24 protein-coding genes and 2 pseudogenes are annotated in these 25,850 nt (G+C 46.0%); 12 read left to right on the top strand and 14 right to left on the bottom strand.

What is annotated here, in order from left to right; genetic code table 11:
- Positions 1-227 precede the first annotated feature (227 nt).
- Genes B5D50_RS00890 through trxA form a run of 4 tightly spaced genes read left to right on the top strand, consistent with a single transcriptional unit; the run spans position 228 to position 4,368 of the window.
- Positions 228-1,946, top strand: a complete 1,719-nt coding sequence (locus tag B5D50_RS00890) for an EAL domain-containing protein (RefSeq protein WP_234975753.1) — start codon at positions 228-230, stop codon at positions 1,944-1,946.
- A gap of 13 nt (positions 1,947-1,959) precedes the next feature.
- Positions 1,960-3,318: a UDP-N-acetylmuramate:L-alanyl-gamma-D-glutamyl-meso-diaminopimelate ligase gene (gene mpl, locus B5D50_RS00885; protein WP_078920687.1), complete on the top strand. Its 1,359-nt coding sequence runs from the start codon at positions 1,960-1,962 to the stop codon at positions 3,316-3,318.
- The gene (locus B5D50_RS00880; protein ID WP_078920686.1) at positions 3,311-3,967 is read left to right on the top strand and encodes a flavin prenyltransferase UbiX; all 657 of its coding nucleotides are present in this window, start codon (positions 3,311-3,313) and stop codon (positions 3,965-3,967) included. Before mpl ends, B5D50_RS00880 begins: the two co-directional genes overlap by 8 nt.
- A gap of 32 nt (positions 3,968-3,999) precedes the next feature.
- Positions 4,000-4,368, top strand: a complete 369-nt coding sequence (trxA, locus tag B5D50_RS00875) for a thioredoxin (RefSeq protein WP_078920685.1) — start codon at positions 4,000-4,002, stop codon at positions 4,366-4,368.
- Positions 4,369-4,428: 60 nt separating this feature from the next.
- Here the strand turns inward: trxA and B5D50_RS00870 are convergent, their stop codons facing one another.
- The 4 genes from B5D50_RS00870 to B5D50_RS00855 form a co-directional block, all read right to left on the bottom strand.
- Positions 4,429-4,941: a hypothetical protein gene (locus B5D50_RS00870; RefSeq protein WP_078920684.1), complete on the bottom strand. Its 513-nt coding sequence runs from the start codon at positions 4,939-4,941 to the stop codon at positions 4,429-4,431.
- 230 nt (positions 4,942-5,171) lie between these two features.
- Entirely contained in the window at positions 5,172-5,525 is a 354-nt protein-coding gene (locus tag B5D50_RS00865) for a hypothetical protein (protein ID WP_078920683.1), read from the bottom strand.
- 326 nt (positions 5,526-5,851) lie between these two features.
- Positions 5,852-7,522 (bottom strand): DNA repair protein RecN, encoded by a 1,671-nt coding sequence (recN, locus tag B5D50_RS00860; RefSeq protein ID WP_078920682.1) that lies wholly within the window; start codon positions 7,520-7,522, stop codon positions 5,852-5,854.
- A complete protein-coding gene (locus tag B5D50_RS00855) occupies positions 7,522-8,388 on the bottom strand; it encodes an NAD(+) kinase (RefSeq protein ID WP_078920681.1) in 867 nt (288 codons plus the stop codon). The genes recN and B5D50_RS00855 overlap by 1 nt, the downstream gene beginning before the upstream one ends.
- Before the next feature lie 193 nt (positions 8,389-8,581).
- On the opposite strand from B5D50_RS00855, the gene hrcA reads away from it, so the two are divergent.
- Positions 8,582-9,646, top strand: coding sequence for a heat-inducible transcriptional repressor HrcA (gene hrcA / locus B5D50_RS00850; protein ID WP_078920680.1), 1,065 nt, complete (start codon positions 8,582-8,584; stop codon positions 9,644-9,646).
- A gap of 41 nt (positions 9,647-9,687) precedes the next feature.
- Here the strand turns inward: hrcA and B5D50_RS00845 are convergent, their stop codons facing one another.
- Positions 9,688-12,036: a coiled-coil domain-containing protein gene (locus tag B5D50_RS00845; protein WP_078920679.1), complete on the bottom strand. Its 2,349-nt coding sequence runs from the start codon at positions 12,034-12,036 to the stop codon at positions 9,688-9,690.
- Between the two features lie 183 nt (positions 12,037-12,219).
- On the opposite strand from B5D50_RS00845, the gene rpoH reads away from it, so the two are divergent.
- The 3 genes from rpoH (at position 12,220) to B5D50_RS00830 (ending at position 15,054) form a co-directional block, all read left to right on the top strand.
- Positions 12,220-13,083 carry an RNA polymerase sigma factor RpoH gene (gene rpoH, locus B5D50_RS00840; protein ID WP_078920678.1) on the top strand — a complete coding sequence of 288 codons (864 nt, stop codon included), beginning with the start codon at positions 12,220-12,222 and terminating at the stop codon, positions 13,081-13,083.
- Between the two features lie 687 nt (positions 13,084-13,770).
- Positions 13,771-14,361 carry an HNH endonuclease gene (locus tag B5D50_RS00835; RefSeq protein ID WP_078920677.1) on the top strand — a complete coding sequence of 197 codons (591 nt, stop codon included), beginning with the start codon at positions 13,771-13,773 and terminating at the stop codon, positions 14,359-14,361.
- Positions 14,362-14,478: 117 nt separating this feature from the next.
- On the top strand, positions 14,479-15,054 hold the full coding sequence (locus tag B5D50_RS00830) for a hypothetical protein (RefSeq protein ID WP_143594204.1): 576 nt from the start codon (positions 14,479-14,481) through the stop codon (positions 15,052-15,054).
- Here the strand turns inward: B5D50_RS00830 and B5D50_RS00825 are convergent.
- Positions 15,051-15,719, bottom strand: a complete 669-nt coding sequence (locus B5D50_RS00825) for an SPOR domain-containing protein (protein WP_078920675.1) — start codon at positions 15,717-15,719, stop codon at positions 15,051-15,053. The two genes, B5D50_RS00830 and B5D50_RS00825, sit on opposite strands and share 4 nt — an antisense overlap.
- A gap of 180 nt (positions 15,720-15,899) precedes the next feature.
- Between B5D50_RS00825 and clpB the strand changes: the two genes are divergently transcribed.
- Entirely contained in the window at positions 15,900-18,500 is a 2,601-nt protein-coding gene (gene clpB, locus B5D50_RS00820; RefSeq protein WP_078920674.1) for an ATP-dependent chaperone ClpB, read from the top strand.
- A 50-nt stretch (positions 18,501-18,550) separates the two neighbouring features.
- On the opposite strand, the gene B5D50_RS00815 is transcribed toward clpB, so the two are convergent.
- The 3 genes and pseudogenes from B5D50_RS00815 to B5D50_RS20560 all read right to left on the bottom strand — a co-directional run.
- The gene (locus B5D50_RS00815) at positions 18,551-18,838 is read right to left on the bottom strand and encodes a helix-turn-helix domain-containing protein (RefSeq protein ID WP_078920673.1); all 288 of its coding nucleotides are present in this window, start codon (positions 18,836-18,838) and stop codon (positions 18,551-18,553) included.
- Positions 18,825-19,157: a type II toxin-antitoxin system RelE/ParE family toxin gene (locus B5D50_RS00810; RefSeq protein WP_078920672.1), complete on the bottom strand. Its 333-nt coding sequence runs from the start codon at positions 19,155-19,157 to the stop codon at positions 18,825-18,827. Before B5D50_RS00810 ends, B5D50_RS00815 begins: the two co-directional genes overlap by 14 nt.
- A 92-nt stretch (positions 19,158-19,249) precedes the next feature.
- Positions 19,250-19,455 (bottom strand): annotated as a pseudogene (locus tag B5D50_RS20560) (IS3 family transposase); the annotation flags it as partial.
- A gap of 189 nt (positions 19,456-19,644) precedes the next feature.
- On the opposite strand from B5D50_RS20560, the pseudogene B5D50_RS00805 reads away from it, so the two are divergent.
- The 3 genes and pseudogenes from B5D50_RS00805 (at position 19,645) to B5D50_RS00800 (ending at position 21,827) form a co-directional block, all read left to right on the top strand.
- Positions 19,645-21,196 (top strand): annotated as a pseudogene (locus B5D50_RS00805) (IS3 family transposase).
- Positions 21,193-21,366 (top strand): hypothetical protein, encoded by a 174-nt coding sequence (locus B5D50_RS20290; RefSeq protein ID WP_159448540.1) that lies wholly within the window; start codon positions 21,193-21,195, stop codon positions 21,364-21,366. Before B5D50_RS00805 ends, B5D50_RS20290 begins: the two are co-directional and overlap by 4 nt.
- A gap of 26 nt (positions 21,367-21,392) precedes the next feature.
- Positions 21,393-21,827 carry a transposase gene (locus B5D50_RS00800; protein WP_078920671.1) on the top strand — a complete coding sequence of 145 codons (435 nt, stop codon included), beginning with the start codon at positions 21,393-21,395 and terminating at the stop codon, positions 21,825-21,827.
- Here B5D50_RS00800 and B5D50_RS00795 read toward each other — a convergent pair.
- From B5D50_RS00795 to B5D50_RS00775, 5 genes are all read right to left on the bottom strand, one after another.
- Positions 21,772-22,269: an IS66 family transposase gene (locus B5D50_RS00795; protein WP_159448539.1), complete on the bottom strand. Its 498-nt coding sequence runs from the start codon at positions 22,267-22,269 to the stop codon at positions 21,772-21,774. The two genes, B5D50_RS00800 and B5D50_RS00795, sit on opposite strands and share 56 nt — an antisense overlap.
- A 138-nt stretch (positions 22,270-22,407) precedes the next feature.
- On the bottom strand, positions 22,408-22,707 hold the full coding sequence (tnpB, locus tag B5D50_RS00790) for an IS66 family insertion sequence element accessory protein TnpB (protein ID WP_078920669.1): 300 nt from the start codon (positions 22,705-22,707) through the stop codon (positions 22,408-22,410).
- Positions 22,707-22,997: an IS66 family insertion sequence element accessory protein TnpA gene (tnpA, locus tag B5D50_RS00785; RefSeq protein ID WP_078920668.1), complete on the bottom strand. Its 291-nt coding sequence runs from the start codon at positions 22,995-22,997 to the stop codon at positions 22,707-22,709. The genes tnpB and tnpA overlap by 1 nt, the downstream gene beginning before the upstream one ends.
- Positions 22,998-23,280: 283 nt before the next feature.
- On the bottom strand, positions 23,281-23,904 hold the full coding sequence (locus B5D50_RS00780) for a hypothetical protein (protein ID WP_078920667.1): 624 nt from the start codon (positions 23,902-23,904) through the stop codon (positions 23,281-23,283).
- A complete protein-coding gene (locus B5D50_RS00775; protein ID WP_078920666.1) occupies positions 23,897-24,928 on the bottom strand; it encodes a hypothetical protein in 1,032 nt (343 codons plus the stop codon). The genes B5D50_RS00780 and B5D50_RS00775 overlap by 8 nt, the downstream gene beginning before the upstream one ends.
- Positions 24,929-25,850: the final 922 nt, after the last annotated feature.

Genomic DNA, 25,850 nt, shown 5'->3' with positions numbered 1-25,850 from the left:
CGCGCCTATCTGGTCAGCCTATACAGTTCATAGACTGCTCTTTATGATACGCCTATTAGAAAAATAATTTATATCAAATGGGGTATAGTTAAGTGATTGACACTGGGATTCCATCCATATGGACTCAGTCTCTTTGGTATCTATCAATAGCTGTCTCATTATTAGGGTCAGTTGGTGCAGGTTTTGTATATTTTCTGCGCCAAAAGAATCGGCCGAAAAGAGCCTATGTGGATCAAGAAAATGTCTTGATTGCAGCATTAATGGATGTAGAAGAAGCTGCTGTGCTTACGAATAAGCATGGCTTCATCATTTTAATTAATCCTGCTGCAGAGCGGTTATTGCGCCAACGTGCACGCAGCACGCGAGGTAAATATCATACTGAGGTTTTCCAATTAAAAGATCCTGCTAAACATACGCCGCTTGCTTGGATGGAGCGCCAGCAAATGACTCGCGAACCGCTATTTCGTGAGTGCTTATTCAATTGCCAAGGTTTACAGGATGTTGAAATCACTTATTTGGTCAAACCCTTTTCCTTAAATGGAGAAGAGGATGGCCATGTGCTGCTGCTATTCAAAGATCAGTCAGAGTTAAAAGCTTTACAAGCACATCTAAATTATGTGCAGATGAATGATCCCCAAACCAAATTGCTGAATCGTAAAAGTTTTGAAATTAAACTTAAGGTTGCCTTGGATGAAGCCCGACAGCAAGGGGTGAAGCACTCGTTCTGCCATGTGGCACTTGACCAATTTAAGATCGTGAATGATACCTTAGGGCATAGTGCGGGTGATGCTTTTATTGAGCGGATTTCTGAATTATTAAAGAATGCGATTGATAAGCGCCGCGACATTCTAGCGCGTATTGGCGGGGATGAATTTGGCGTTTTAATTCGTGAAGCGGAGCCTATCGAGGCTTTGCGTAAAGCAGAAGGTATTCGTAATACCGTGATGCATTATAATTTCGTCTGGGATGGGCAACCCCATAAAATTACCGCAAGCTTAGGGTTTGTGCCGATTCATAAGCAATCCGGCACACCAAGTCGTGTTTTTTCCTTGGCGGATGCGGCCTGTCGGGTGGCTAAAGCCAAGGGGGGCAATCGCTTGCATTTATATCGTCCCGATGATGTGGAAATCAACAAGCATCGTGGGCAGCTGATGTGGATTGGACGTTTACGCAAAGCCTTTGAAAGTGGTGAATTCCGTTTATATGCGCAACCGATTCAACCCTTAGAGCCTAGAGCTTTTTTGAAGCCCTTTCATCATTATGAGATTTTACTGAGGCTCTTCGATGTAGAGGGTAAAACCATCTCACCCGACGAATTCATACCGGTGGCAGAATATTATTCGATGATGCCCAAGCTAGACCGGTGGGTTGTTAAAGAGTTACTCACTCATATTAGACGGGTCGCTAAATGCGATCCTTTGCCCATTTTTGCGATTAATCTATCAGGGCAAAGCCTTGATGATCCAACTTTCTTAAAATATGTGTTAGATGTGCTGAAGTGGTCGGGTGTACCGCCCACCATGCTCTGCTTTGAAATCACTGAGCGTGTAGCGATTAGTAATCTAGCCTTAGCTCACAAATTCATTGATACTCTCAAACTACAAGGTTGTAGCTTTTCACTGGATGATTTTGGTACAGGGGTTAGCTCATTTGCTTACCTGAAACAGTTACCAGTCAATTATTTAAAAATTGATGGTAGCTTTGTTAAAGATATTGCAACCGATGATGTAGGCCGCGCAATGGTACAATCAGTGCATCAAGTAGGGCAGTTAATGTCAGTAAAAACGATTGCTGAATATGTTGAAAATGAACAAATTATTCGTATTTTGCGGGAGATTGGGATTGAGTTTGGGCAAGGCTATGGGATTGCGCGGCCTATTCCTTTACCGGATGTGATTGCAACACATCTTCAAGTCGGCCTACCCGCATCGGCTAATAAAACTTAAGGACAAGGGCTGAATGAAGATTCATATTTTAGGTATTTGCGGTACCTTTATGGGGGGTATTGCTGTATTAGCGCGTGCTAGTGGGATTGAAGTGACGGGTGCCGATAGTAAGGTCTATCCACCGATGAGTACGATGCTTGCAGATCAAGGTATTCACATTGTCGATGGCTATGATCCAACACAGCTCCCTACGGATGCTGATAGCATCGTTATCGGGAATTTCATGCGACGTGGTATGCCTGTGATTGAAGAGGTTTTAGATCAGAACTTAGCTTATATATCGGGTCCACAATGGCTGTATGAAAATATTTTACGTGAGCGCTGGGTATTAGCGGTAGCCGGTACACACGGTAAAACCACGACAGCGAGTCTGCTGGCCTGGATTTTAGAGTATGCAGGTTTAAAACCCGGCTTCTTAATTGGCGGAGTGCCAGAAAACTTTGGTATTTCGGCACGCTTAGGTGAGTCTCCCTTTTTCGTCGTGGAGGCTGATGAGTATGACACGGCTTTTTTTGATAAGCGCTCTAAGTTTGTTCATTATCATCCGCGTACTGCGATTCTGAATAATCTTGAATATGATCACGCTGATATTTTCCCCAATATACAAGCGATTAAAACTCAATTTCATCATTTAGTAAGAATGATACCGAGCAAAGGCTTGGTGATTAGTAACGGAGCAGATGAGCATCTAAAAGCTAGTTTGGAGCTGGGATGTTGGACAGCCATCGAGCAGTTTGTGGTGGGGGATTGGCAGGCAGAGTTAATGGCAGCGGATGGTAGTCAATTTAAAGTTATTTACCAAGGTCAAACGGTTGGCACAGTTAGTTGGAACTTGTTGGGCTTGCATAATGTCCATAATGCCTTAGCCGCTTTAGCCGCTGCTCGCCATGTGGGTGTACCCATCGAACATGGCATCGCCGCTTTACCTGAATTCAAAGGTGTAAAGCGGCGGATGCAGTTAAGGGGTCAAGTCCGTGGAGTCTCGGTTTATGATGATTTTGCACATCATCCAACAGCGATTGCGACTACCTTGGCGGGGTTAAGGGCTAAACTCGGGCAAGGGCGCATTTTAGCTGTGTTAGAACCACGCTCTAATACCATGCGGCTGGGTACACATAAAGAGCAATTAGCTGACTCTTTAAGCGATGCTGATCAAGTATGGCTGTATCAACCGGCGGGTTTGAATTGGGATTTGCAGACAGTGCTAGACGATTTAGGTTCTAAGGGACAACTCCAGCAAGATATTGATGAGTTAGCTAAGCAAGTTGCGGCGGCGGCTCAAGCTGATGATCATATACTCATTATGAGTAATGGTGGCTTTGAGGGCGTTCACGATAAAGTCTTAGCGGCTTTGGCTAATTCGCATGTCTAAAACAATCACCTTAATTATGACGGGGGCTTCAGGGGCGCAATACGGGCTACGCTTATTAGAGCAGCTATTGGCTTTGCAGTGTAAAGTCTATTTGCTGCTTTCAAGGCCTGCACTACTGGTGATTAATACAGAAACAGATTATAAAGTCCCCGCTCGTGCAGCGGAAATTGCTGCTTATTTCACTCATCTTTATCAAGCATCGGCTGGGCAGTTAACGGTGTTTGAGCGTGAACAGTGGATGGCGCCGATTGCCAGTGGCAGTGCAGTGGCTGATGCGACCGTGGTTTGCCCTTGCACGACAGCGACCTTATCGGCGATTGCTTGTGGTAGTAGTCGTAATTTAATTGAGCGTGCGGCAGATGTGACCCTTAAAGAGCGGAAGAAATTAATTTTAGTGGTGCGAGAAACACCATTTTCTGAAATCCATTTAGAAAATATGCTAAAACTGGCGCGGATGGGTGCGGTCATTATGCCGGCTAATCCCGGATTTTATTTTCGCCCGCAGTCTATTGATGATTTAGTGGATTTCATGGTCGCGCGGGTTTTAGATCATTTAGATCTAAAGCATCAAGTACAACCCCGTTGGGGAGCACCCACGCAGGAGCTTGCTGATACTTTTCCGGCAAATCATTTGTCAGGCAACGATTAGCATCAAGAGTTATTAATGAAAAGGAGCTTGCTATGGCAACTGAAAATGTGACTGCCGCTGATTTCAATGAATTGATCAGCAATAACGAAATTGTAATTATTGATTTCTGGGCACCTTGGTGTGGGCCTTGTCGCTCATTTGCACCAATTTATGAGAAGGTTTCAGAGCGTCATGCCGATATTGTGTTCGCTAAAGTCAATACCGAGGAAGAAGAGGAATTGTCTAGTCATTTCCAAATTCGCTCGATTCCTACACTGATGATTTTCCGTGAGCAGGTCGTATTATTTGCCCAACCGGGTATGCTATCTGAAAGTCAATTAGATGAAGTAATTGGCAAAGTACGTGAAGTGGATATGGCGAAAGTACACGAGGAAATTGCTAAGCAAGATCAGCCTGAATAAAGCGCTGTGCTAGGGGAGTTTCTGACTCCCCAATAACCTAATATGTTTAATTCGCTCAGTCTATTTGGGAAATAATTCTCTGGTTTTTAAACCAACTCGCTTGCGCTGCTCAGTCAATAGTTGCACGATATAACCCGTGCTGCTGGCTAAGAATACAGGCAAAACAGCGAGTGTATCTAAGCTAATATAAGCAGGCAGTGTAATCACAGCAGGTAGGCCAATAATCGCGCTCAAGCTATGTGTATAATCACGGTACAGTGAAATGCGATCTACAATCCACCAAGCCCCTTGAAATAAAAGATAGGTCGCCAGCCATGCGATTAATAAATCACTTGGACGATACATATAAACAATAAAGGGAATACCAATCGCCGCGAGTATACTCACTAAGCGTACCATCCAATAAGATGAGGATGAGGGCTGTTGGATATTAGGTAGATGTACACCCACAAAACCGCTAAAGCCAATGAAAATTAAGGCGACCCAATCAAGGTTAGGTAGAAGATAATAACTAATTAAAGCAGCGCCAACACCAATGCCGACCGCAAGAGCATGCTGACTCGTTGAACCCATTTGAATGATCCCCTATTTTTCTATAATTCTTAAATTTTTAATGGTCTAGCTTGTTAGCCCTGAGCTAGATTATTGTGTTATTTATTAACAGCCATTATGACATAAAGACAAGCTAGAAAAGGCCTTGGTTCAAGCGGGGTTAAGAAAAATTTAAACTCAGTAAGGCAATAGGTTCTGCCTCGCCCGAAGGTGAGGCAGGTTTGAGATGGAGGAGAGCATTTGTATAAAGCTTAATCAACAGGGATACTAATTTTATTCGTGGTATCAGCCATCACATAGAAGTCACGTCTACGCTCAGATTGACCATTACGCTTAGCAATAGCCGTATAACGACCCGGCTTTAATGAGCTAATGGTAAACACATGGCGCGTAGATTCATAAGGTTGGCCTTCAACATGCACGGGTTTGCCTTCACCATCCACCCGAAACACTTTCCATATGATCGGTTGAAAGGCAGGGCTATTGTTAATGGTTGCAACTAACCGTACTTCAGCGGATCGACTATCCGCCCACGCGGCGTTGCAAACGCCTGTAGCGCCTAATAATAGAGCAGCTACGGTTAAACTATGGAAGGTTTTTTTCACAGAAATCCTCCTTGATAAGTATCAAGTACAAGGCGGCTAAATTAAATTTATCGCCGAGCAGAGCGTTATTTTTTCCATAAAATTAACGCTTCTTAATTAGTCTCTCTTTTTTGGGGAGAGTTCTATACGGAAACTATATTAAGTTTCTATCAAGGTTGTTCTTGGTTAATAGGTAAAAATCTACTTGGTGGTGGAGCATCAATACCAAGTTAACCTTTAAATACAGTATAGTAGGCAAGGCGAGACTCTCGCTGAGTTCAGCCGTGAAAAGTGGCAAGTCTCTGATAAACGGTAGTCTTTGAAGATCGCGGTGATTTTTTAGAAATTTATTCGGTGCGCTCAAGCATTTCAGCTGCTAAAGCTCGAGTAGCCAGCGTGATTTCAGTGCCGCCGATCATGCGGGCAAGTTCCTCGACCCGTGCACGGTGATCGAGATGGATAATCCCAGTTTGGGTGCTATCCGAGGTTTTTAGTTTAGTCACCTTGTAATGATGATGTGCCTGAGAGGCGACTTGAGGCAAATGAGTGACACATAAGACCTGACGATTTGTACCTAAGCTACGCAGCTGTGTACCGACGACTTCTGCAATACTGCCACCAATACCAGTATCGACCTCATCAAAGATCAACGCAGGTAAAATCATTTTTTGGGCGGCCATCATTTGAATAGCTAGGCTAATCCGCGATAGCTCACCACCCGAGGCCACTTTAGTTAAAGCCTTGAGGGGTTGGCCGGGGTTGGCACTGACTAAAAATTCAAGTTGGTCCATCCCTTGGGGTTGTGGATGTTTATCTTCAAGGCAGTTGAGCTGAATATGAAACTGCCCTCCTTGCATGCCGAGGCCTTGCATCGCAGCACTGACACCACTCGATAATTGATCAGCCGCTTGCATACGCGACTTAGTTAGGGTTTGTGCGGCCGCTTGATAAGTTTGTTGAGCTGCATCCAATTTAGACTTTAAGGTGTCTAAATCATAATCATCACTGGCTAAGCTGCTGAGTTCGGCTTGTAAACGGGTTAGATGCTCTGGAAGGCGTTCAGCTTCTAAACGATATTTACGTGCCATATTGCGGATCTCAGCAATCCGCGCTTCAACCGTACTTAAGCGAGCAGGATCAAGATCCACGGCTTGCGCATAGTCACGTAATAGCCAAGCCGCTTCTTGTACCTGAATTTGTGCACTACTGACTAATTCCAGTGATGCCACTAAAGCTTCATCGACGCGCACTTGGCGGGTCAGTTCTTGACTCAGTTGACTGAGCACAGAATAGACAGCACCCTCAGTTTCATATAATTGCAAATAGCCCTGTGTAGCCGTGGCTTGCAATTGCTCAGCATGACCTAGGCGGTTGAGTTCTTCATCCAATTGAGTGATTTCATCGGTGGCTAAGGCCAAGTCACTTAATTCTTGGATTTGGAAATTGAGTAGGTCTAAGCGCTCTTGGAAATGTGAGCTTTGACTACTTAAAGTGTGGTAGCGCTCATGCAGTGTTTTCCACTGTTTATAGGCCTCTTGGGTTTGTTTTAATAAAGCCTCATGACCTGCATACGCATCGACCAGATTGCGTTGCATCTCTCGTTTCATTAACGACTGGTGTTCGTGCTGACCATGAATATCTACTAATTGTTCGCCTAATTCCCGTAAGGCTGTCAAGGTGGTTGGTGAGCCATTAATCCATGCGCGGGATTTGCCTGTATGGGTGACGACACGTCTTAAAATACAGGTGTCATCCTCCGTGAGTAGGTCTTGTTCAGCTAGCCATTGCTGAGCCTGTGGCGTATGGCTAATTTCCACACTCAGCGTCACTTCGGCTTTTTCTGCTCCATGCCGAACACTACTCGCATCCGTTTTATCGCCTAGCACTAAGCCAATGGCGTCTAAGAGAATGGATTTACCTGCTCCGGTTTCTCCGGTTAAAGCGGTCATGCCGGCCTGCAATTCTAAGGCTAAATCAGTAATGATGGCAAAATCACGGATATGGATATAAGTCAGCATTATAGTTGCGTTCCCCAGTGCAATTTTGAGCGCAGTATATGATAGTAGTCGTAATGGCGGGGATGGAGTAAACGCATTTTTTTCGGGGAGGCAATAATTTTTATCTGATCACCCGATACTAAGGGAATATCATGATGCCCATCAAAGGATAGTAAAGCCTCGACCGGGCGATCATTGCCCATCTCAATTTCAATTAAGCTTTGATTCGGAATCACAATCGGCCGACTGGTTAAGGTATGAGGGCTGATGGGGACTAAAATACTGGCCTCTAATGAGGTATGTAGAATCGGGCCACCACTCGACAGCGCATAAGCTGTTGAACCGGTCGGGGTGGAAATCACTAAGCCATCGGCTCGTTGGGTGTTGACAAAAAAGCCATCAATATAAGTAGTGAATTCGATCATCCGTACTTTATTGCGTGCATGTAGAACCACATCATTGAGTGCAATATTCTCGCCGAGCTTGTCTTCACCCCGCCAAGCGCAGGCTTTTAAGAGGCAGCGCTCGTCTTCCAAATAGTCACCATTTAAAATCGCCGTGATTTGCTCTAGCATCTGTGCAGGTAAGACATCCACCAAAAAGCCCACTCGGCCTAAATTCACGCCAACAATGGGAACTTGATGAGCGGCTAATAAGCGTCCTGCTGTTAGTAAACTGCCATCACCGCCCACCACAATCGCCAGATCAATCTGCTTGGCTAGTTCCTCATCAGCGGTAGCGGTGCTATTCAGTAAATGGGCAGCATGGGTGCTCATCAATACCTTTAAACCTTGTGTGACTAAAAAGTCATATAAGGTTTCTAAGGTAGACTGTACGGCTTCGCCATCCTGCTTAGAAAAGATGCCAACGGTAGTGAATAATTTCATATGGTCTTGCACCCGTTTGAAAAATAATAAGATGCGGCGCTTATGCGCGTTATTGTAGCGAGCTGCCTAATAAAAGGCTAAAGTGACCGTGGCACTTATCAGACAAAAACTCTGGATTGTTTATAAGCAAAGCCTTGAATTTCCTGTCTAAGCATCTATTGTGACACTATGTAGTGGAGATAATACAGGTCAAATGGCAGTCAACCGTCAAACTAGTGATTTAAGTGAGCGTGCTCAGCACTTATTAAAGGTGTTGGTCGAGGCTTATATCGCCGATGGCCAACCAGTGGGTTCACGTACTTTAGCTAAGCGTAGTGGCCTTGATCTGAGTGCAGCAACCATTCGCAATGTCATGGCTGATTTAGAGGATCTAGGTTATATCCGCTCTCCTCATACCTCAGCAGGGCGAGTGCCGACCTCACAAGGCTATCGTTTGTTTGTGGATTCTTTATTACAAGTCCAGCCGTTAGAAACCCAAGCTATTAATATTTTGCAAGGCCGGTTAAGCGTGGGCTTAGATTCTCAAGTATTGATTCAATCGGCCTCGAGTTTATTATCAGGAATCACCTCGTTAACGGGGGTAGTGACTGTCCCGCGTCGTAATCCTTCCTCCTTAAAGCAAATCGAATTCTTGCGTTTATCCAGCCACCAAGTATTGGCAATTTTGGTCTTTACCCGTAATGAGGTACAAAACCGAATCATTCAGCTGGAGGGTGAAATGAGCACAGCGGATTTGCAACAAGCCGCCAATTTCTTGAATGAGTGCTTAGTCGGTAAAGATGTGCCTACAGCCCGTCAAGCTTTGTTGGATGAAATGCGCCAACATCGCGAGGATATGAATCGCTTAATGCTCGCTGCGATTGAATTAGGGGAGTTAGCTTTTGCGGGGCTGAATAGTCAGCAAGAAGAAGATTGTGTGATTGCTGGCGAAACTAATTTAATGGGTTACGACGACCTCTCAGATATTAGCAAGCTTAGGGATTTATTCGGTGCGTTTAATCGCAAGCGGGATATCCTGAGTTTATTGGATAAAACCATTCAGGCGGATGGCGTGCAAATCTTTATTGGGCGTGAGGCAGGCTATGCAGTGTTTGAAGATTGCAGTCTGGTGACTGCACCGTATTCCCTCGGTGATGAGCATGTTGGCGTTTTAGGCGTGATTGGCCCCAAACGCATGCCTTATGAGCGGGTCATTCCGGTCGTGGATTTAACCGCACGGTTATTAAGTGTAGCTTTGCAATCGCATTATTCACACTAAAAATTTACACTGCTAGGTTGTAGTTTTCCACGCATTGGGTTTTACAAAGCACTGGACTGCATATTTTTCACTTGCTGACTGAGTTTAAAAATCAGCTCTTCTTTGGCGAGTAGGTTTTTATCTTTCACCGTCAGTTGCTTGTTCAGTTGTTGGATCATTTGCTCTTTAAGTTGAATGACTTTTTCGCGCTGCTCCACTAATTGTTGGTAGCGTTGATTTTCTTCACGGTTCTCTTCACGCGCTTCGGTGGCAGGTGTGGGCAGTATTTGAGCTGCTTGCGTGGTTTGAGTGGTCAGTTGCTCAGAAATTTGTTTTAAATCGACGAGTACTCGTTTTTTCCATGCTTCTTGATCAATCGGGCGATTAGCCACCATTTGCCGTCCTAGATCTTTAAAGTAGTGAACAATTTCAGTATGCCGTTGTTGCTGCAATTCATTCGAGCCTTGGCCTAATTGTTCATTCAAGTCTTGCAATTGATCAATCAAAATCGTCAGGCGCTCTTGGCTTTGCTCCATTTTGATCTGTTTCAATAGCTCCAGATAATGCCCCATATCAGCGATGACTTGCCGTTGGAGCTGCTGTGCTTGTTGACGCTCTTGTACATCTTGATGATACAGCTCTGTTAGGCCACTCAGTTTTTCTTGATAGTGGCTGTATTGCTGTTGCATCAGGGCTTCGATCATTTTTGCGATTAATTTAAGTTGGCGCTGCTGATCACTCATCAATTGTTGTGCATCTGTTTTAACCTGCTCAAAAGTCTGGCTAATCGACTGCTCAGAACGTTCCACTAAGTTTTGGCGTTGGAGCTGTTCTTGCTGAGTGAGTGTTTGGAAGGCGGTTAGTTGTTCATTCAGTTGGGTGACTACCTTTAATTGTTGTTGCTCTAATTGTTGTAGATGCTGCTCGCGTTCTTCGAGTTGAATGATTTGAGTCTGTTGTACCGCTATTTGTTTGTGTAACTGCGTTTCTTCTTCCATCAGCTGGGCGGCTAGGCTATTGAGTTGCTGTTCTCTTTGTTGCAATTGTTCGGCTTTTTGCTGCAGTACTTGAGCTTGTTGTTGCAATTGTGTGTCATGCGCCAACAACAGTGTTTCACGCTGCTCTAACAAGTTACTCAGTTGCTGGATGGTGGTGTCACGTTGGCTAACGAGAGCCTCTTTAGCTTGTAGGGTTTGTTGGATATGGCTGAATTGCTCATGTTGCTGCTGTAGATAGGCTTGCAACTGATCGACTTGCTGTTGATGCGTATGGATTTGTTGCTGTTGAATTTGAGTCGAGGTATTGAGCTTGTCTAGTTGTTGAACCAACTCTGAGACTTGGGTATCACGGTGACTTAATTCACGATCGCGGGTTTGCAGCTGCAAGAATTGTGCACTGATTTGGGTATCGCGTTGATTCAGTTGCTGGCTGTGCTGAGCAATGGCTTGCTCAAGAACCAGCAATTGTTGATCTTTCTCGACCAGTAGTTTTTCACGCTGCTCCAGCATTTGGTGATACTGTACGGCGTGTTGTTCTTTTTCGTGGAGCGTGCGTGTTTGGGCGAATAATTGTTCATTACGGATACTGATGTGTTCAATTTTTTGCTTAATCAGTTGATCACGTTCTTTGAGCTGATCATCACGCTCTTGCAGTGATTCATCCCGCTGGTGTAATTGTTGATGTGCTGCTTGTAAATATTGATCTAGAATTAAGAGTTGTTGTTGGGCTTCCTGTAACAGGGTATCGCGTAGGCTAATTTGTTCATCCCGCGCCGCAATAATTTTCTTTTGTTCGTGTTGGTCTTGCTGATAGTTCAGCACCCATTGATTGACCTCCTGCAATTGGCGTTCGTATTCATTTAAGGAAGTATCACGGCGACTGATATGTTTGTCACGATTTTCTAGTTCACGATCCCGCTTTTCTAAATGCCGCTCTTTTTCCTCGAGTAAGCGGTCGCGTTGTTTAAGTTGCTCTTCGCGCTCACGTAGGCTTTTCTCGGTTTGGTAGGTGTTTTTTTCAACTTCGTGCAGGCGTTTTTCTAGATCACGAATAATTTGTTCACGTGAGCGAATCGCTTCATCGCGCTCTTTAATAATCTGCTCTCGCTCATGTAAGCGCTGTTCGTATTGCTCAGCTTTATGTTGATAGGCTTGATCCGCCGTTTGGTTTTTTTGCAAGATCTCTTCTTTACTATGAATCTGCTGTTCGCGCAGAGCGAGTGCACGCTCTAAATCCTCAATGACGGTATCCCGATTGTGCAAGCGGGTCGTCAGTTGCTTGGTTTGGTCACGCAAGGCTTGGGCTTCATTCTGATAAGCAGTAAACAAGCTTAGCAGGGCTTGTCGGTCTTCATTAGTCAGGAAGCGATTGCCACTGATTTTTTCCAGTAGTACGGTATGATCTATGCTCATGAGCTTATTGTTATTGTGGTCTTGTGTGAAGATTCTAACAGGTTTTGTTGAATTTAAAATTAAAGATAATCAAGCGGTTTGTTTAACTAATTAAGCGGCTATCTGGTGAACTATTGCAACTATTAGCACTCTAACCAGAAGAGTGCTAAGATACAGTTAATAATTAATAGGAGAGCAAATTCTATGACACAAGCCCTAACGCTACGTGGACAAACGCTGCCTTCCCCAGTCGGAAGTTTAGAAAGTTATATCCACGCCATTCATGCCATTCCTGTATTGGAGGCTGAAGAGGAGCGTGAGTTGGCGACAAGTCTGCGTCAGGAGAATAACCTTGAAGCAGCACGGCAGTTGATCCTGCACAATTTACGCTTTGTTGTGAAAGTAGCTCGTGGCTATAACGGTTATGGCCTACCTTTAAGTGATTTAGTTCAAGAAGGCAATGTGGGTCTGATGAAGGCGGTTAAGCGCTTCGACCCTGAGATGAATGTGCGCCTGATTTCTTTTGCCGTGCATTGGATTCGTGCGGAGATCCATGAGTTCATTCTACGTAATTGGAAGATTGTTAAAGTCGCCACGACTAAGGCACAACGTAAATTATTTTTTAATTTGCGTAGCAGCAAGGCGCGTTTAGGTTGGTTATCGAATGACCAAGCCCAAGAAGTCGCGAATGATTTAGGTGTGAGCAAAGCCGATGTTCTGGAAATGGAACAGCGCTTAGGTTCACAAGATGTCTCATTTGATCTTGCTAATGATCAAGACGATGACGAGCGCTCTTATTCGCCGAGCCAATATTTAGCCGCCGAGTCTGCTGACCCAGCTGAAGCTTTAGAGGCTGAAGAATGGGAAAACTACACTCATGGTCGTTTTGAAGAGGCTTTAGCGGGTTTAGATGCGCGTAGCAAAGATATTTTAGCGAGCCGCTGGTTGGTGGAAGAAAAAGCGACTTTGCAAGAGTTAGCCGATAAATACGGCGTCTCGGCTGAGCGGATTCGTCAGCTTGAGAATGTGGCCGTGAAAAAGCTGCGTGCTGCGGTCGGCGAGTTCTAAGTTTGCAAGCAAGCTTAATAGGTTTATAGGTTAATTAAAGGCCGCGCAATGCGGCCTTTTTCGTAGCTAGGCTGTCTAGGCGGTCAGTTTGCAGCTTTGGTTTAACCGAAGAAAGCGACTGAGAGAAAGCTAAACCAAGACCAACCAATCAACAACCAAACCAATAGCATGGGAATGCCAAAGTCAAAACCGAGTTTCATAATTCTGTGTTCCTATCGTCAACGATTATTATAAGTGATTGATGATAATCAAAGACGCTACACAGAACAAGCGCAAACAGAAAAGCCCCACTCAGGAAGCTAAGTAGGGCAAGTGGATCTCTCAAGATTTGGACGAAAATCCTAAGAGAAAAACACCACGGAGAAGAAACTCAGCCAAGCCCACACAATCAAAGCAACGATCAGTACCATCGGTAATCCAAAGTCAAAACTTAGCATTGAATGCTCCTGTCTAAATAATGAAGTTATGGGCAGGAGTTTGTATGATCTATGGGGGCGATTTGTTGATTTGAGTCAAAACTCTCCGATCATCGGCTAGTTAGCAGCTAAAAAATACAGGCTATTTGATTTATATCAGGAATTGGACAAGATTTTCTGGCAGTAGACAAACTAACAAAAGGCAGTTATCACCCTTGTGTCATTTATTTATGCTAGGGTGAGGCCGCAGATCAATGAAGGAGTGAAGTTCATGACGAACTTGCAGCAGTTAATTTTGCGAACGGACATTAGCGGGATGCCTTTGGAATGGATTCATTTCCAAACGGCGGTCAAGCTCTATTATGCTCAACAAGTTGCCTATACTTGTGGTTGTTCGCTGCTGCATGTTCATGGCGGTATTAATGCGCGCACGGGCCAGCGCAGTGAGTTAGTTCTCAATTCTATTATTGCTACTTATGGTAGTAAGCAAGGTCTATTTGGCGAATCGTATGTGCCACCTTTAAATAACCCGACTTTATTTCGGCGAGATAATCATCTTTGTCTTTATTGCGGCGAGCACTTTAGCGCGAATGAGTTATCGCGTGATCATGTCCTGCCTTTGGTTAAAGGCGGTAAAGATAAATGGACGAATGTGGTGACTGCTTGTAAACATTGTAATAGTGCTAAAGGTGGGCGGACACCTGAGCAGGCGAATATGCCTTTATTAGCCGTACCCTTTCAGCCTACTTATGTGGAGTATGTATTTTTACAAGGTAGAAGTATTTTGGCGGATCAAATGGAGTTTTTAAGTGCGCATTTTCCACGCACGAGCAGTTTACGTCAGCGCTGTTTACAGTCTTAAGAGGTCTAGATAATTCCGGCAAGCACTGCTGAGATCGGCTATAGTTGAAGGGGGGTAATTAGGAGCACTCAGGTGATGGCTTATTGGCATTTAATGAGTTGGAGATGCTCATTATTAATGAGTAAGCAGCCCAGTTTAATTCAAGCGGTGATGCCTGCTATTGCAAGCTTAGCGTGTGGCTCAAGACTGGGTAGTTTACGGTGGCTGAGTCTCAGCAGTTTGCTACTGGTGGTTGCTTGTGATAAAGAAACCAATAACTCCCAGTTCATCACGCAAAATTTAGTGGTTCCAGAACGGAACACACCGGTTTATATCACTGATCAAGTCACGCTAGCGGGTCAGGCAATCTCGCTTTGGTTTGATCATGGGCGCTGTCAACTTCAGGTCGATCACCCCAAGCTTAAACGCGAGCCGCTTAGTCTACAGCCCAATGCACCGTGCTTTTTTATCAAATCCCCGGGTACAGAGACGGTACAAGTGTATCAACGGGATAAGGTGAGTCGTGTGCTGGCGGTCGTGGGTACACCTACCACGCCCACTGCAAGTACGCAACGGTGTGGAACTGAAATTCAAGGTATTGTGTTGAATGCAGCGGGTACAGTCAGCGTATCGAATACTCTGCAGCGGGGTAGTTTAAGGTGTGCTGATCAAGGTTTAGACAATGCGCAATATGAGCTATTAGCTCGAGATTAATGATACTGATATTCCACGAGTAAAACAAAGCTGGTGTTTAAGTTTTTTGGATAGCGACGGCGTAATTGATCACGTACTGCAAACGCAGCATAGCGCTCTTTATAGCGACCAATCCGTACTTTGAATAAGACACCTTTGCGGGTGCGTAGTTCACGAATATGGGTAGTGGTATAGCCATCTTTCTTTAAAGCAGTGCGTAAATCATAAGCGAATTTTGAGTTATAGCCGGTAAATACTTGTACTGTGTAATAGCCGCGACTCAGGCGCGGTGGAAATTGTTGATCATAGCTAGAGCTTGGTTTAGGTAGGCTCTGCGGCGTCTCATAAAGATTATCATTATATTCTTCTACGATGGTAGGCGGTGGATTGGGGTTTGAGGGTTGAGAGGGGGTAGGTTCGATCACCCATATATCAAGATCAGTATCTCCAGGTTCACGGTAATAACTGGCAGTAGACACATGGGGTTCTGAATAGCTCGTTGTATAGTTATAGTTATTCTGAGTTTTAGTAAAACCCAAGCTATTGGGGATGGTATGAGTGAAAAAGCCAGTCCCTTTGGCGTTAATAAACAGTGCTAGACCGACCACAATTAAGACAATGAGGATGATGTGCCAAAATTTAGTTTCGCCAGTTTGTTTAGACAGGGCTTGCAAGGATCGTTTCACTCAAATTCCTGTTTTAGCTAGATCGGCTTTAAAAGGATTATGCCATAGATTATGGCAGACCTAGCGCCCGTTGGTAGGGGATTTCGAGCAGATTAGTCTTGAATTTGCGGTTTTTATCCCCTATATCCATACCTATTCAAAGTGTTTTAGCTTTTAAAAAATTGATGAGGGGTAGCCCAGATGAGAATGGATAAACTGACCAGCAAATTCCAACTGGCTTTACAAGATGCGCAGTCACTTGCACTTGGGCGTGATCAGCAGTTTATTGAACCGATTCATTTAATGACGGCATTACTTGACCAAGATGGTGGTTCAATCCGAGGTTTACTCACCAAAGCGGATGTGAATGTTAACCAATTACGCTCTAAATTAGGCCATGAAATGGAGCGTTTACCCACCGTTTCGGGAGGGGATGCAGGTTCGGTATCCGTATCGAACGATTTGTCGCGGTTGTTGAATGTCACTGATAAAATCGCCCAGCAACGCAAGGACCAATACATTAGTTCCGAGCTATTTGTCTTAGCAGCTTTAGACGATAAAGGCACACTTGGGAATTTATTGCGGGAAACAGGGGCAACTAAGGGCGCACTAGAAAAAGCAATTGAGGCGATGCGTGGTGGGCAAACGGTGAGTGATCCGAATGCCGAAGATCAACGCCAAGCCTTGCAAAAATATACCATCGACATTACTGAGCGCGCCGAGCAGGGCAAGATTGATCCGATTATTGGTCGTGATGAAGAGATTCGTCGCATGATCCAAATCCTGCAGCGGCGTACTAAAAATAATCCAGTGGTGATTGGCGAGCCGGGCGTGGGTAAAACGGCTTTGGTGGAGGGTTTAGCCCAACGGATTGTAAATGGTGAAGTACCTGAGGGCATCAAAGGCAAGCGTTTATTGTCGCTGGATTTAGGTGCTTTGCTAGCAGGGGCTAAATTCCGTGGTGATTTCGAAGAGCGCTTAAAAGCAGTCTTGAATGATATTGCTAAAACTGACGGTAATACGATTTTATTCATTGATGAGATTCACACCTTGGTCGGTGCGGGTAAGGCCGATGGCGCGCTGGATGCAGGCAATATGCTCAAACCTGCTTTGGCACGAGGCGAATTGCATTGTGTAGGCGCGACGACTTTAGATGAGTATCGCCAATACATTGAAAAAGACGCTGCTTTGGAGCGCCGCTTCCAGAAAGTCTTAGTTGATGAACCGAGCGTGGAAGACACGATTGCGATTTTGCGGGGTCTTCAGGAAAAGTACGAAGTCCATCATGGAGTGGAGATTACTGACCCAGCTTTGGTTGCAGCGGCTACTTTGTCGCATCGTTATATCACCGACCGTAATTTGCCAGATAAGGCGATTGATCTGATTGATGAAGCAGCCTCACGGATTCGGATTGAGATTGACTCGAAGCCAGAAGCCTTGGATATGCTGGATCGGCGTTTGATTCAATTAAAGATTGAACGTGAAGCGCTGAAAAAGGAAAAGGACGAGGCCTCGATTAAACGCCTGAATAATTTGCAGGAAGAAATCACCCGCCTTGAAAAAGAGTCGTCTGATTTAGATGAGGTCTGGAAAGCCGAAAAAGCCGCGATGCAAGGCACAACGCATATCAAAGAAGCGTTGGATCAAGCCCGGATTGAATTTGAAACTGCGAAGCGGGCGGGGAATTTGCAACGGATGGCTGAATTGCAATACGGACGTATTCCTGAGCTAGAGGCACAGTTAAAGCAAGCCGATGCCAATGAAATCGCCGCTGGGCAAAACCAGCCAAAGCTGGTGAAAAATCGTGTGACTGAAGATGAAATTGCTGAAATTGTCGCACGGTGGACTGGTATCCCAGTTAGCAAAATGCTGGAGTCTGAGCGGGATAAATTGCTGCGGATGGAAGATGAGTTACGCAAGCGGGTGATTGGTCAAGAAGAAGCCATGAAGGCGGTATCGAATGCAATTCGGCGCAGTCGAGCGGGTTTATCGGATCCTAAGCGTCCGAGTGGTTCATTTCTGTTTTTAGGGCCAACTGGGGTCGGTAAAACCGAGTTGACTAAAGCTTTGGCACAATTCCTATTCGACGATGATGATGCGATGGTGCGGATTGATATGTCGGAATTCATGGAAAAGCATTCAGTAGCACGCTTGATTGGTGCACCTCCGGGCTATGTCGGCTATGAGGAGGGTGGCTATTTGACCGAAGCCGTGCGGCGTCGCCCTTACTCGGTGATCTTATTGGATGAAGTCGAAAAAGCGCATCCTGATGTTTTCAATGTTTTGCTGCAGGTCTTGGATGATGGACGCTTAACCGATGGTCAAGGCCGCACGGTAGATTTCCGTAATACCGTGATCGTGATGACCTCTAATCTTGGCTCACACCTGATTCAAGATATGGCGGGTGAAGAAAACTACGACCGGATGAAAGCGGCTGTGATGGAAGTGGTGGGTACGCATTTCCGCCCTGAATTCATTAATCGGATTGATGAAGTGGTGGTTTTCCATCCACTGGATCAACATGAAATTCGCCAAATTGCAGATATTCAATTGAATAGTTTGCGTAAGCGGTTAGCGGTACGTGAATTGAATATCGAATTTAGTGATGCCGCAATGGATCATATTGCCGCCGTCGGTTTTGATCCGGTGTATGGTGCTCGCCCCTTGAAACGTGCGATTCAAAATCAGGTGGAAAATCCCTTGGCACAAGAAATCTTGGCCGGGCATTTTATGCCGGGTGAAACGATCAAGGTGGATGTGAAAGATGGTTTACTCAGTTTTAATGAGACAGTGAGTCGGTAAAGCTTCGGTTTTCAGTTGTTCAGAGCGCCGCTGTTTAGCGGCGTTTTTAATTATGCAACCTGAAGAACAAGACGTTTGCCACAAGCTCTCAGATAGCGCCGTAAAGTGGCAACAGAAGGTGAATGTTTCCCTGTTGCTAAAGAACGCTCTAATCGTGCAACAGCAGAGGCTTGTGTCCCCATCCGCTCTGCAAGTTGGGCTTGTGTCAGACCCGCTGCCAGTCTTGTTTTGAGCAATTGGTCTAGTAAATCAAGTTCTTCCTGTTCAATCCGCTCAAGCTCAGCTTGGACACCAGGGCGGCTCATCAACTGTTCTATTAATTGATCATGTGTTTTCATTTTTAACCTCCTTCATTCGTGCTTCGGCTATTTCACGTTCACGGTGTGGTGTCTTATTAGATTTTTTGACAAAGCTATGGAGCATGACAATTCGTCGCCCGACGAGGGTACAATAAAATACACGGGCAATCCCTTCAGCACCTTTGAGACGCAGCTCGAATAACCCTCCACCAAAAGGTTGGGTATGTGGCTCTCCCAAATTGGAACCAAGAGCAATCATGCGGCGAGTCAACACAACGTAACGGGCTGCAAGCGTGTCCGGTAGGTTGAGGATTTGTTGTTGAACTTCTTCACTGTAATAGCTAATCGTGTAATCCATACGATGAAAATAACAAATATGTTATATCGTAGCAAGTAGATGATTTGTGTATTCGCAGAGTGCGGTGTTTTTCAAGGCAGTTGTCGCAAAAATCATGCTGCATCCCTCACTTTTTCCCGTGCTGGTTTGTCGGGGTTGAGGGTGACGGCAGCAATGGGCGTCCAGTTCCGGGTATCGCCCGACCAGCGCTCGGAGGTTTGGCTTTGGCAGCGGCATAGACGTCTACTCGCTTGGCAATGATAGCTTTGTCTTCCCCGTGGTGGCGTTGTGCTGGGGTGACGAAGCGGATCTTGCTGTGTGGTTGTACCATTGCATGAACGGTTGCCAACCAATGCAAGCATTTGCTGAAAGATGAGGCGATGCGTTGGATACTCCTCAAGGAGAACCGGATTCAGCTCACCAATAACCGAGCTGAGCGGGTCCCCCTATGTCAGGCTAGTTGTCGCCTTTATTAATTTTGACAATGGGGGACGGAATGGATAAAAACATGCCACGTTATGCTGCTGAACGCAAAGCCACTGTGCTGAACAAGCTATTGCCGCCGCACAACCGCCCGATACCCGAAATTGCCCAAGCCGAAGGCATCAGCGAAGCCACCTTGTATAATTGGCTGAAACAGGCCAAAGAGGAAGGACACGTCGTGCCGGGAAATGGAAAAGCCAGCCCTGAAAGCTGGAGTGGTGAGTCCAAGTTTGCCGTTGTACTGGAAACCGCCGGTATGAATGCCAGCGAAGTAGGCGAATATTGCCGCAGCAAAGGTTTATACCCCGAACAGGTAGCCCGCTGGAAACAAGCCTGTATCGCCGGAGCGGGGACTGGTGAACAGACAGGGAATGAATCCCTCAAACAGGCCCGCAAGCAAATCCGCCAACTGGAGAAAGACCTGCGGCGCAAGGAAAAAGCCTTGGCAGAAAGTGCCGCCCTGTTGCTATTGCAAAAAAAGTTCAATGCGCTGTGGGAGGACGCGGAATGATGACCACACCCCAACAGCGCGAAACTGTGGTCAAACTGGTGGAGGAAGCTGTATCAGCAGGAGCAAGGCGCAGCCCTGCCTGCCAAGTGGTCGGGATCAATGTGCGCACGTTACAACGTTGGCATCCCCAAGGTGAACAGCAAGTGCGGGTTGACCAACGCTCATTTGCCCAACGTCCTGAACCTGCCAACAAACTCAGTGAAACAGAACGTCAGGAACTGCTGGAGGTCTGCAATCAACCCGAATATGCCAGCCTACCGCCCTCCCAAATCGTGCCGAAATTGGCGGATGCAGGCTGCTATATTGCCAGTGAATCCACTATCTACCGTACCTTGAAAGCCCACAATCAACTACATCACCAGGGTCATACCAAAGCCCCGCAAGCTAAGCGTCAACCCGTCACCCACACTGCAACAGCCCCCAACCAAGTCTGGACATGGGATGTGACGTGGTTGCCCAGCACCGTCACTGGGCGTTTCTTTTACCTGTATCTGGTCGAAGACCTCTACAGCCGTTATGGTGTCGTTTGGGAAGTCCACGAGCGCGAATCCGGCGAACTCGCAGCCGAACTGCTGGAAAAGGCGGTGTGGCGCGAAAAGCTGCACGGTAAGGACAAACCGGTGCTGCACAACGACAATGGCAGCATCATGAAAGCCCAGACTTTGCGCGCCAAACTCGACGAACTCGGCTTGAACCAATCCTTCAGCCGTCCCCGTGTCAGTGATGATAATGCCTATGTGGAATCTTTCTTCCGCACCCTCAAATATGCCCCCACTTGGCCTGCCAAAGGCTTTGCCACGCTGGAGGAAGCCCGTGAGTGGGTGCAACAGTTCATGCAGTGGTACAACCACGGACACCCGCACAGCAAGATCCGCTTCGTCACCCCAGCACAACGCCACCACGGGGAAGACAAAGCTATCATTGCCAAGCGAGTAGACGTCTATGCCGCTGCCAAAGCCAAACCTCCGAGCGCTGGTCGGGCGATACCCGGAACTGGACGCCCATTGCTGCCGTCACCCTCAACCCCGACAAACCAGTGCGGGAAAAAGTGAGGGAGGCAGCATGATTTTTGCGACAACTACCTTGAAAAACACCGGGGTGATCAGATCCTATGTGCAATGGCGTAAAACCAGTTTTGCCAGCCAGTCGGCACAAGGTGACAGGTTTAAGGCCAATGGTTCTACCGTCTTGGGTACAGCCCGAGACTGTAAACTGAACAGTGTAACTGCTATATAACGTGAATCCCGAGAAGGAGCAGTAACATGGAACGCCTCGACCCGAAACTCATGGACGACTTACTCAGCGATTGCAAAACGCCTGCTGATGTCAAAAACCTTTACAGCCAGCTCTTGCAGCGGATGATCAACCGCAGCTTGGAAGCCGAATTGGATGTGCACCTAAACTACGACAAGGGTGAGCGTAGCGAAGCCGGGCAACGGCGCAGCAATACCCGTAACGGCAAAGGCAACAAGACCATCAAAGGCGAATTTGGTGAGTTGCAGGTAGAGACACCGCGTGACCGTGATGGCAGCTTTGAGCCGAAGTTGATACAAAAACGCCAAATACGGCTGGCAGGGATGGACGAACACATCCTGACGCTGTACGCCAAAGGCATGACCACCCGCGACATCGCAGACACGATCAAACGTCTGTACGGGGTGGACATCTCGCATACGCTGACCGCTTACGGTTGCTGAGCGAAGCCGAAGCACTGTCCTTGCGTTTGATCACGGGGCGTTCGTATTGCAGGATGAGGTAACTGGCAGGGCGTTGCGCCACCCGATGGGTCACGTGGGTGCCGATGACTTCGTACTGCTCGGCCTCTGACCCCCGAAGTTCCGACGGGGTGAGGTGAATCACCTTGACGGGGACATCGGCCCCAAAGCGTAGCCCGCTGTCATTCACGCAGTCATCGGGGCGAAGCTTGGGGGCTTTGCCGCGTTGGTAGGTGACGGTCATGCTTTCACCTGCGGACGCGGCAACCGGGGTGGCGGCGGGGGCAAGTAAGGACAATTGCTCCACCGGTATCTCAACCGGACGCTTTTCGGATTTGCTACCAAACACCTGATTTTTTAACCATGACAATTGCCGTGTCAACTCAGCAACCTGCTGCCTTAAAGCGGTGTTTTCTTCACGCAAGGCAGCTATTTCCGCGACAGGGGATGGCGCGGAAAGGAGCGTATTGTCGGTACTGGCGTGCGCTGAAATCATGGCACCATTGTACCGAAATGCTGATAGGAATGCTGGTAACGCTTGAATTGTCTGGATTTTTGCACTTCAATACCCGCCAAAATTAACTGCAAATCCGTCCGGGTCAATTCGCGCTGCCCGGTTGTTGTCGGCTGCACCCGGTATTCCCTGCTCCAGGCGTTGGCTCCATAAGCAATAGCCGCTGGGTTCAAAATAGAGGATCTTCATCTGGGTTTTGCGAAGGTTCACGAACACAAAATAATGCCCACTCAGGGGATTTTGCCTTAACTGGTTTTTCACCAAGGCGGTCAGCCCCGTAAAACTTTTGCGCATGTCGGTGGCTTGGGTGCATAGCCAGAGGCGGGCGGTGGCTGCGGGGGTAAACATCAGCCTTGGCTCAGGCGTAGTTCAACGCCATTCCCCAAACTCAGCACAATGTGCCAGCCTTGCCCCAGCACGGCATTACCCGCCGATAATGCACCCAGGTCGATGAAAGTGCCGGGGGTGGCCGCTGGCTCGTCCACCACGTCTGCTGTCCGTAGACGCTGCCGCCATTGGCAAAAACTGGCGTAGCCGATACCCTGCTGTCCACAAAATGCCGGGGCGGATAAGCCGCTGGCTTGCCATTGGCTGATGAGGGCTTGCCATTCGCTGGTGCGGCGGTGAGGGCGTTTCATTGGGGTTTCCTTCGGTTGTTTGGTTGGAAACCAGTTTAGGATCTTGAAATCGTGGGCGCTAGACGGGCTGAAATGACCGCTTACCGCTCTCCGCCCTATGAAAAACGTGTTACACAGTTTATTTGACAGACTCTACAGCGTCAAATAGTGATGAATAGGGCGATCTTGATACGGGATGTTTGCTCTCAGGGCTTTGCTCATAAGCACGTATCGGTGCATTTTCCTCTGAATCGAATTCGTCCCTGTAACACGCTACAGATGATGTGAACGCTTACGTTACTTATTAAGCACCAAGTTGATTCTGGATAATACCTGCTGCGACTGCTATTGCAGCAAGAAGAAAATGAATTAAATGAAATACATGTGGCATACGATCAATTATTTCCCGTAATGGTTCTTCGGCACATTTTCTAAAAAAGCGAAAATAACCAGCAATAAGAAAACCATAGATAGTCGCAACTAAAGGCCACATTGCAATCTGTAGCAAATGGTTTTGTTTTTCACTAAACTTAGATTCAACGAAAGAGAAGCTGCTTTTCTTTGCGGCATCAACACAATTATCAATACTAGTTTTATTGTTCAGACTGTTATGAATATATAGATTCTCACACGAACGCATAACAATATTGTCTTCAAGTTCAATGAGAGTGGAAACTGGTGACATAGTTGAGACGAATACAGCTAGAAGAATGAATAAACTAGTAAACCGCAATTGATAACCACGCTCTATAATGCTGAATAAGTTATTTCGTGCACTTTCACCGCAGTCAACTATCTGAGAACCAAGTTTAGTAGAACTAAGGGGAGCTTTTAATTCATGTATAGTGCTCAGTAAGGTTAATAGAAAAACGATTATCGCACCAATGAAAGATATCGCTGCATCAGCAGAGAGCGCAGCGCTAAACATCCTCCCTCCCTACCTTACGAGAACCTAAATTTATACTGTGTTCAACTTGAGCTTTAGAGGCGACGACAATCGCGTTGAATGTGACATATTCGACTAACGCAGCAACAAGAAAACCCGATCCAAGGATAAATGCAGGACTATGCAAAGGCACACCTGTGACCAAAAATGCCATCGAATGAATTATAAAGTAGAAAATTACTAAAGGTTCAAGAAGCTTCAATGCGACAACGATGAAACCCGCAGATAATATCTTGTCGTCAGACATATCGTCATCGGCTAAATTTAGCCAGAAAATATTGCTAATTTTCGCAGCAAACAAGCATAGAAAAAAAACAACGATAAATACTGCAGTAGTAACAGTAAGCGTCGCCCAAAAAAAGGTTAGATCAAATGAATCATTAATACGTACTGCAAGCTCAGTTGCATCAAGGTTTTCAACTTCGAGTCCACGTGGAAACTGAATTAGTTTTTCTCCAGACTTTACCACTGCAGCAAGAGCAAGCATATCAACAGCAACCAAGCAAGCAGACAAATGCCAAAACCAAGGTGAATTGAGATCTTTTAACTTCCCACTTCCACGACTAAATATTGGTCTAATGAAAAAAGGAGTTTCATTGATGTTGGGGTTTGTAGGAACTGCCCGAACTTTATTTGAGTATTGATACCAAACGTATGCCATTGCTATTATGGCAGCATAGACAACTATATGTGAGCGGAATTTATCAGCTAACCATAACCATGCTGGGGCAAAGAAATTTAACCAATCAGGAAGCGGTAGTGAGAGTAGGACTCCTAAATATTGAACGAGTACTGCACCAATATCAATTACTAAAAGATAGAAAATAAGTAATCCTGCATGCCAACCAGCATTATACTTAGCCCAACGCATCCAAACCTTGCGCTTGGATTGATAGATGTGCGCAGAACAAAATATAAGTGCTATAACATCAAGTGAGACAGCAGCACCGATAAGGAGGGCAATGAGGGGGTTTTGAAAAGCACTTTCTGCTGAAGCAATAGACACACAATTTCCCTCGTAATGCTGCAAGAGTTCTAACCAACTATTTTGTCAGTAGCTCCAAGTAAACTATGTTTTTGTGAACTAACTCCAAAACTTTTTCAATTAAATACTCGTGTAGTTGTAAATTTTATCCACTATTACTGGATGGATATCATTTACAGGCTGACAAGTTTAAGTTCTTGGTAACTACTCAGCCTACCCATGAAAAATACCTCCTAAAGTTAATAGATATAGTTTTTTATATGACGTAAAACACTATATATAGGCCAAATGGTTGCAATTCTTGAAAAGTATCTAGGCGTAAGTTACCACGGAGCTTTACAAGCGTGGCTATGTAACGAGTTGTTTTACGAAAGACTTTTGTCACGAGTACTTAGGCGATGTATTATAAATACAAAGCAGAGTTTTGGCTAGAACTCTGCGCAATAATAAAGCCCTAGGCTAGGGAAGCTTTAAAAACTCGATAAGTGTCAGCCGTTTAATCTTGCTGCGCCAGTATTTTGTTAAACAATTTCAACTCGTCGATATAGCGAAATTTAGCCAATTTTTAGGTTATTTCTCCGCACTTTGTGGCTTTTTATCGTCTTTTATGGTGATTTTTCAATCAGGTGGGCATAACTCTACCGTCTTTGAGCGAACAAAGTCGGCGTAAGTTATACACCGCCGCTTAGATGCTCAGACCAAACACTGCGCGTACCAAGCCAATAGTGTGGATAGCCTTGTCACCCATGACGCGGATTGCCCCAAACACATGCTCAACCCGTGCATGAGGCTTGGCGATGTGAGTGTTACAGCGTTTCTGGCTGGCAGGCGAACTGGGGTTTGAATTTCTTGGCTTTGTGCTGGATGTGTAACCGCCAGATCAGTTTTTATGGAGCAAAAGAAACTACATGTATTCCTAAATAATCTGTAGCTTCCAACATTA

It is taken from the genome of Thiothrix eikelboomii (assembly GCF_900167255.1).
In the GTDB taxonomy this organism is placed as follows: Bacteria; Pseudomonadota; Gammaproteobacteria; order Thiotrichales; family Thiotrichaceae; genus Thiolinea; species Thiolinea eikelboomii.
The sequence above is the reverse complement of the archived record's forward strand: the minus strand, read 5'-3'. Positions and strand labels throughout refer to the sequence as shown.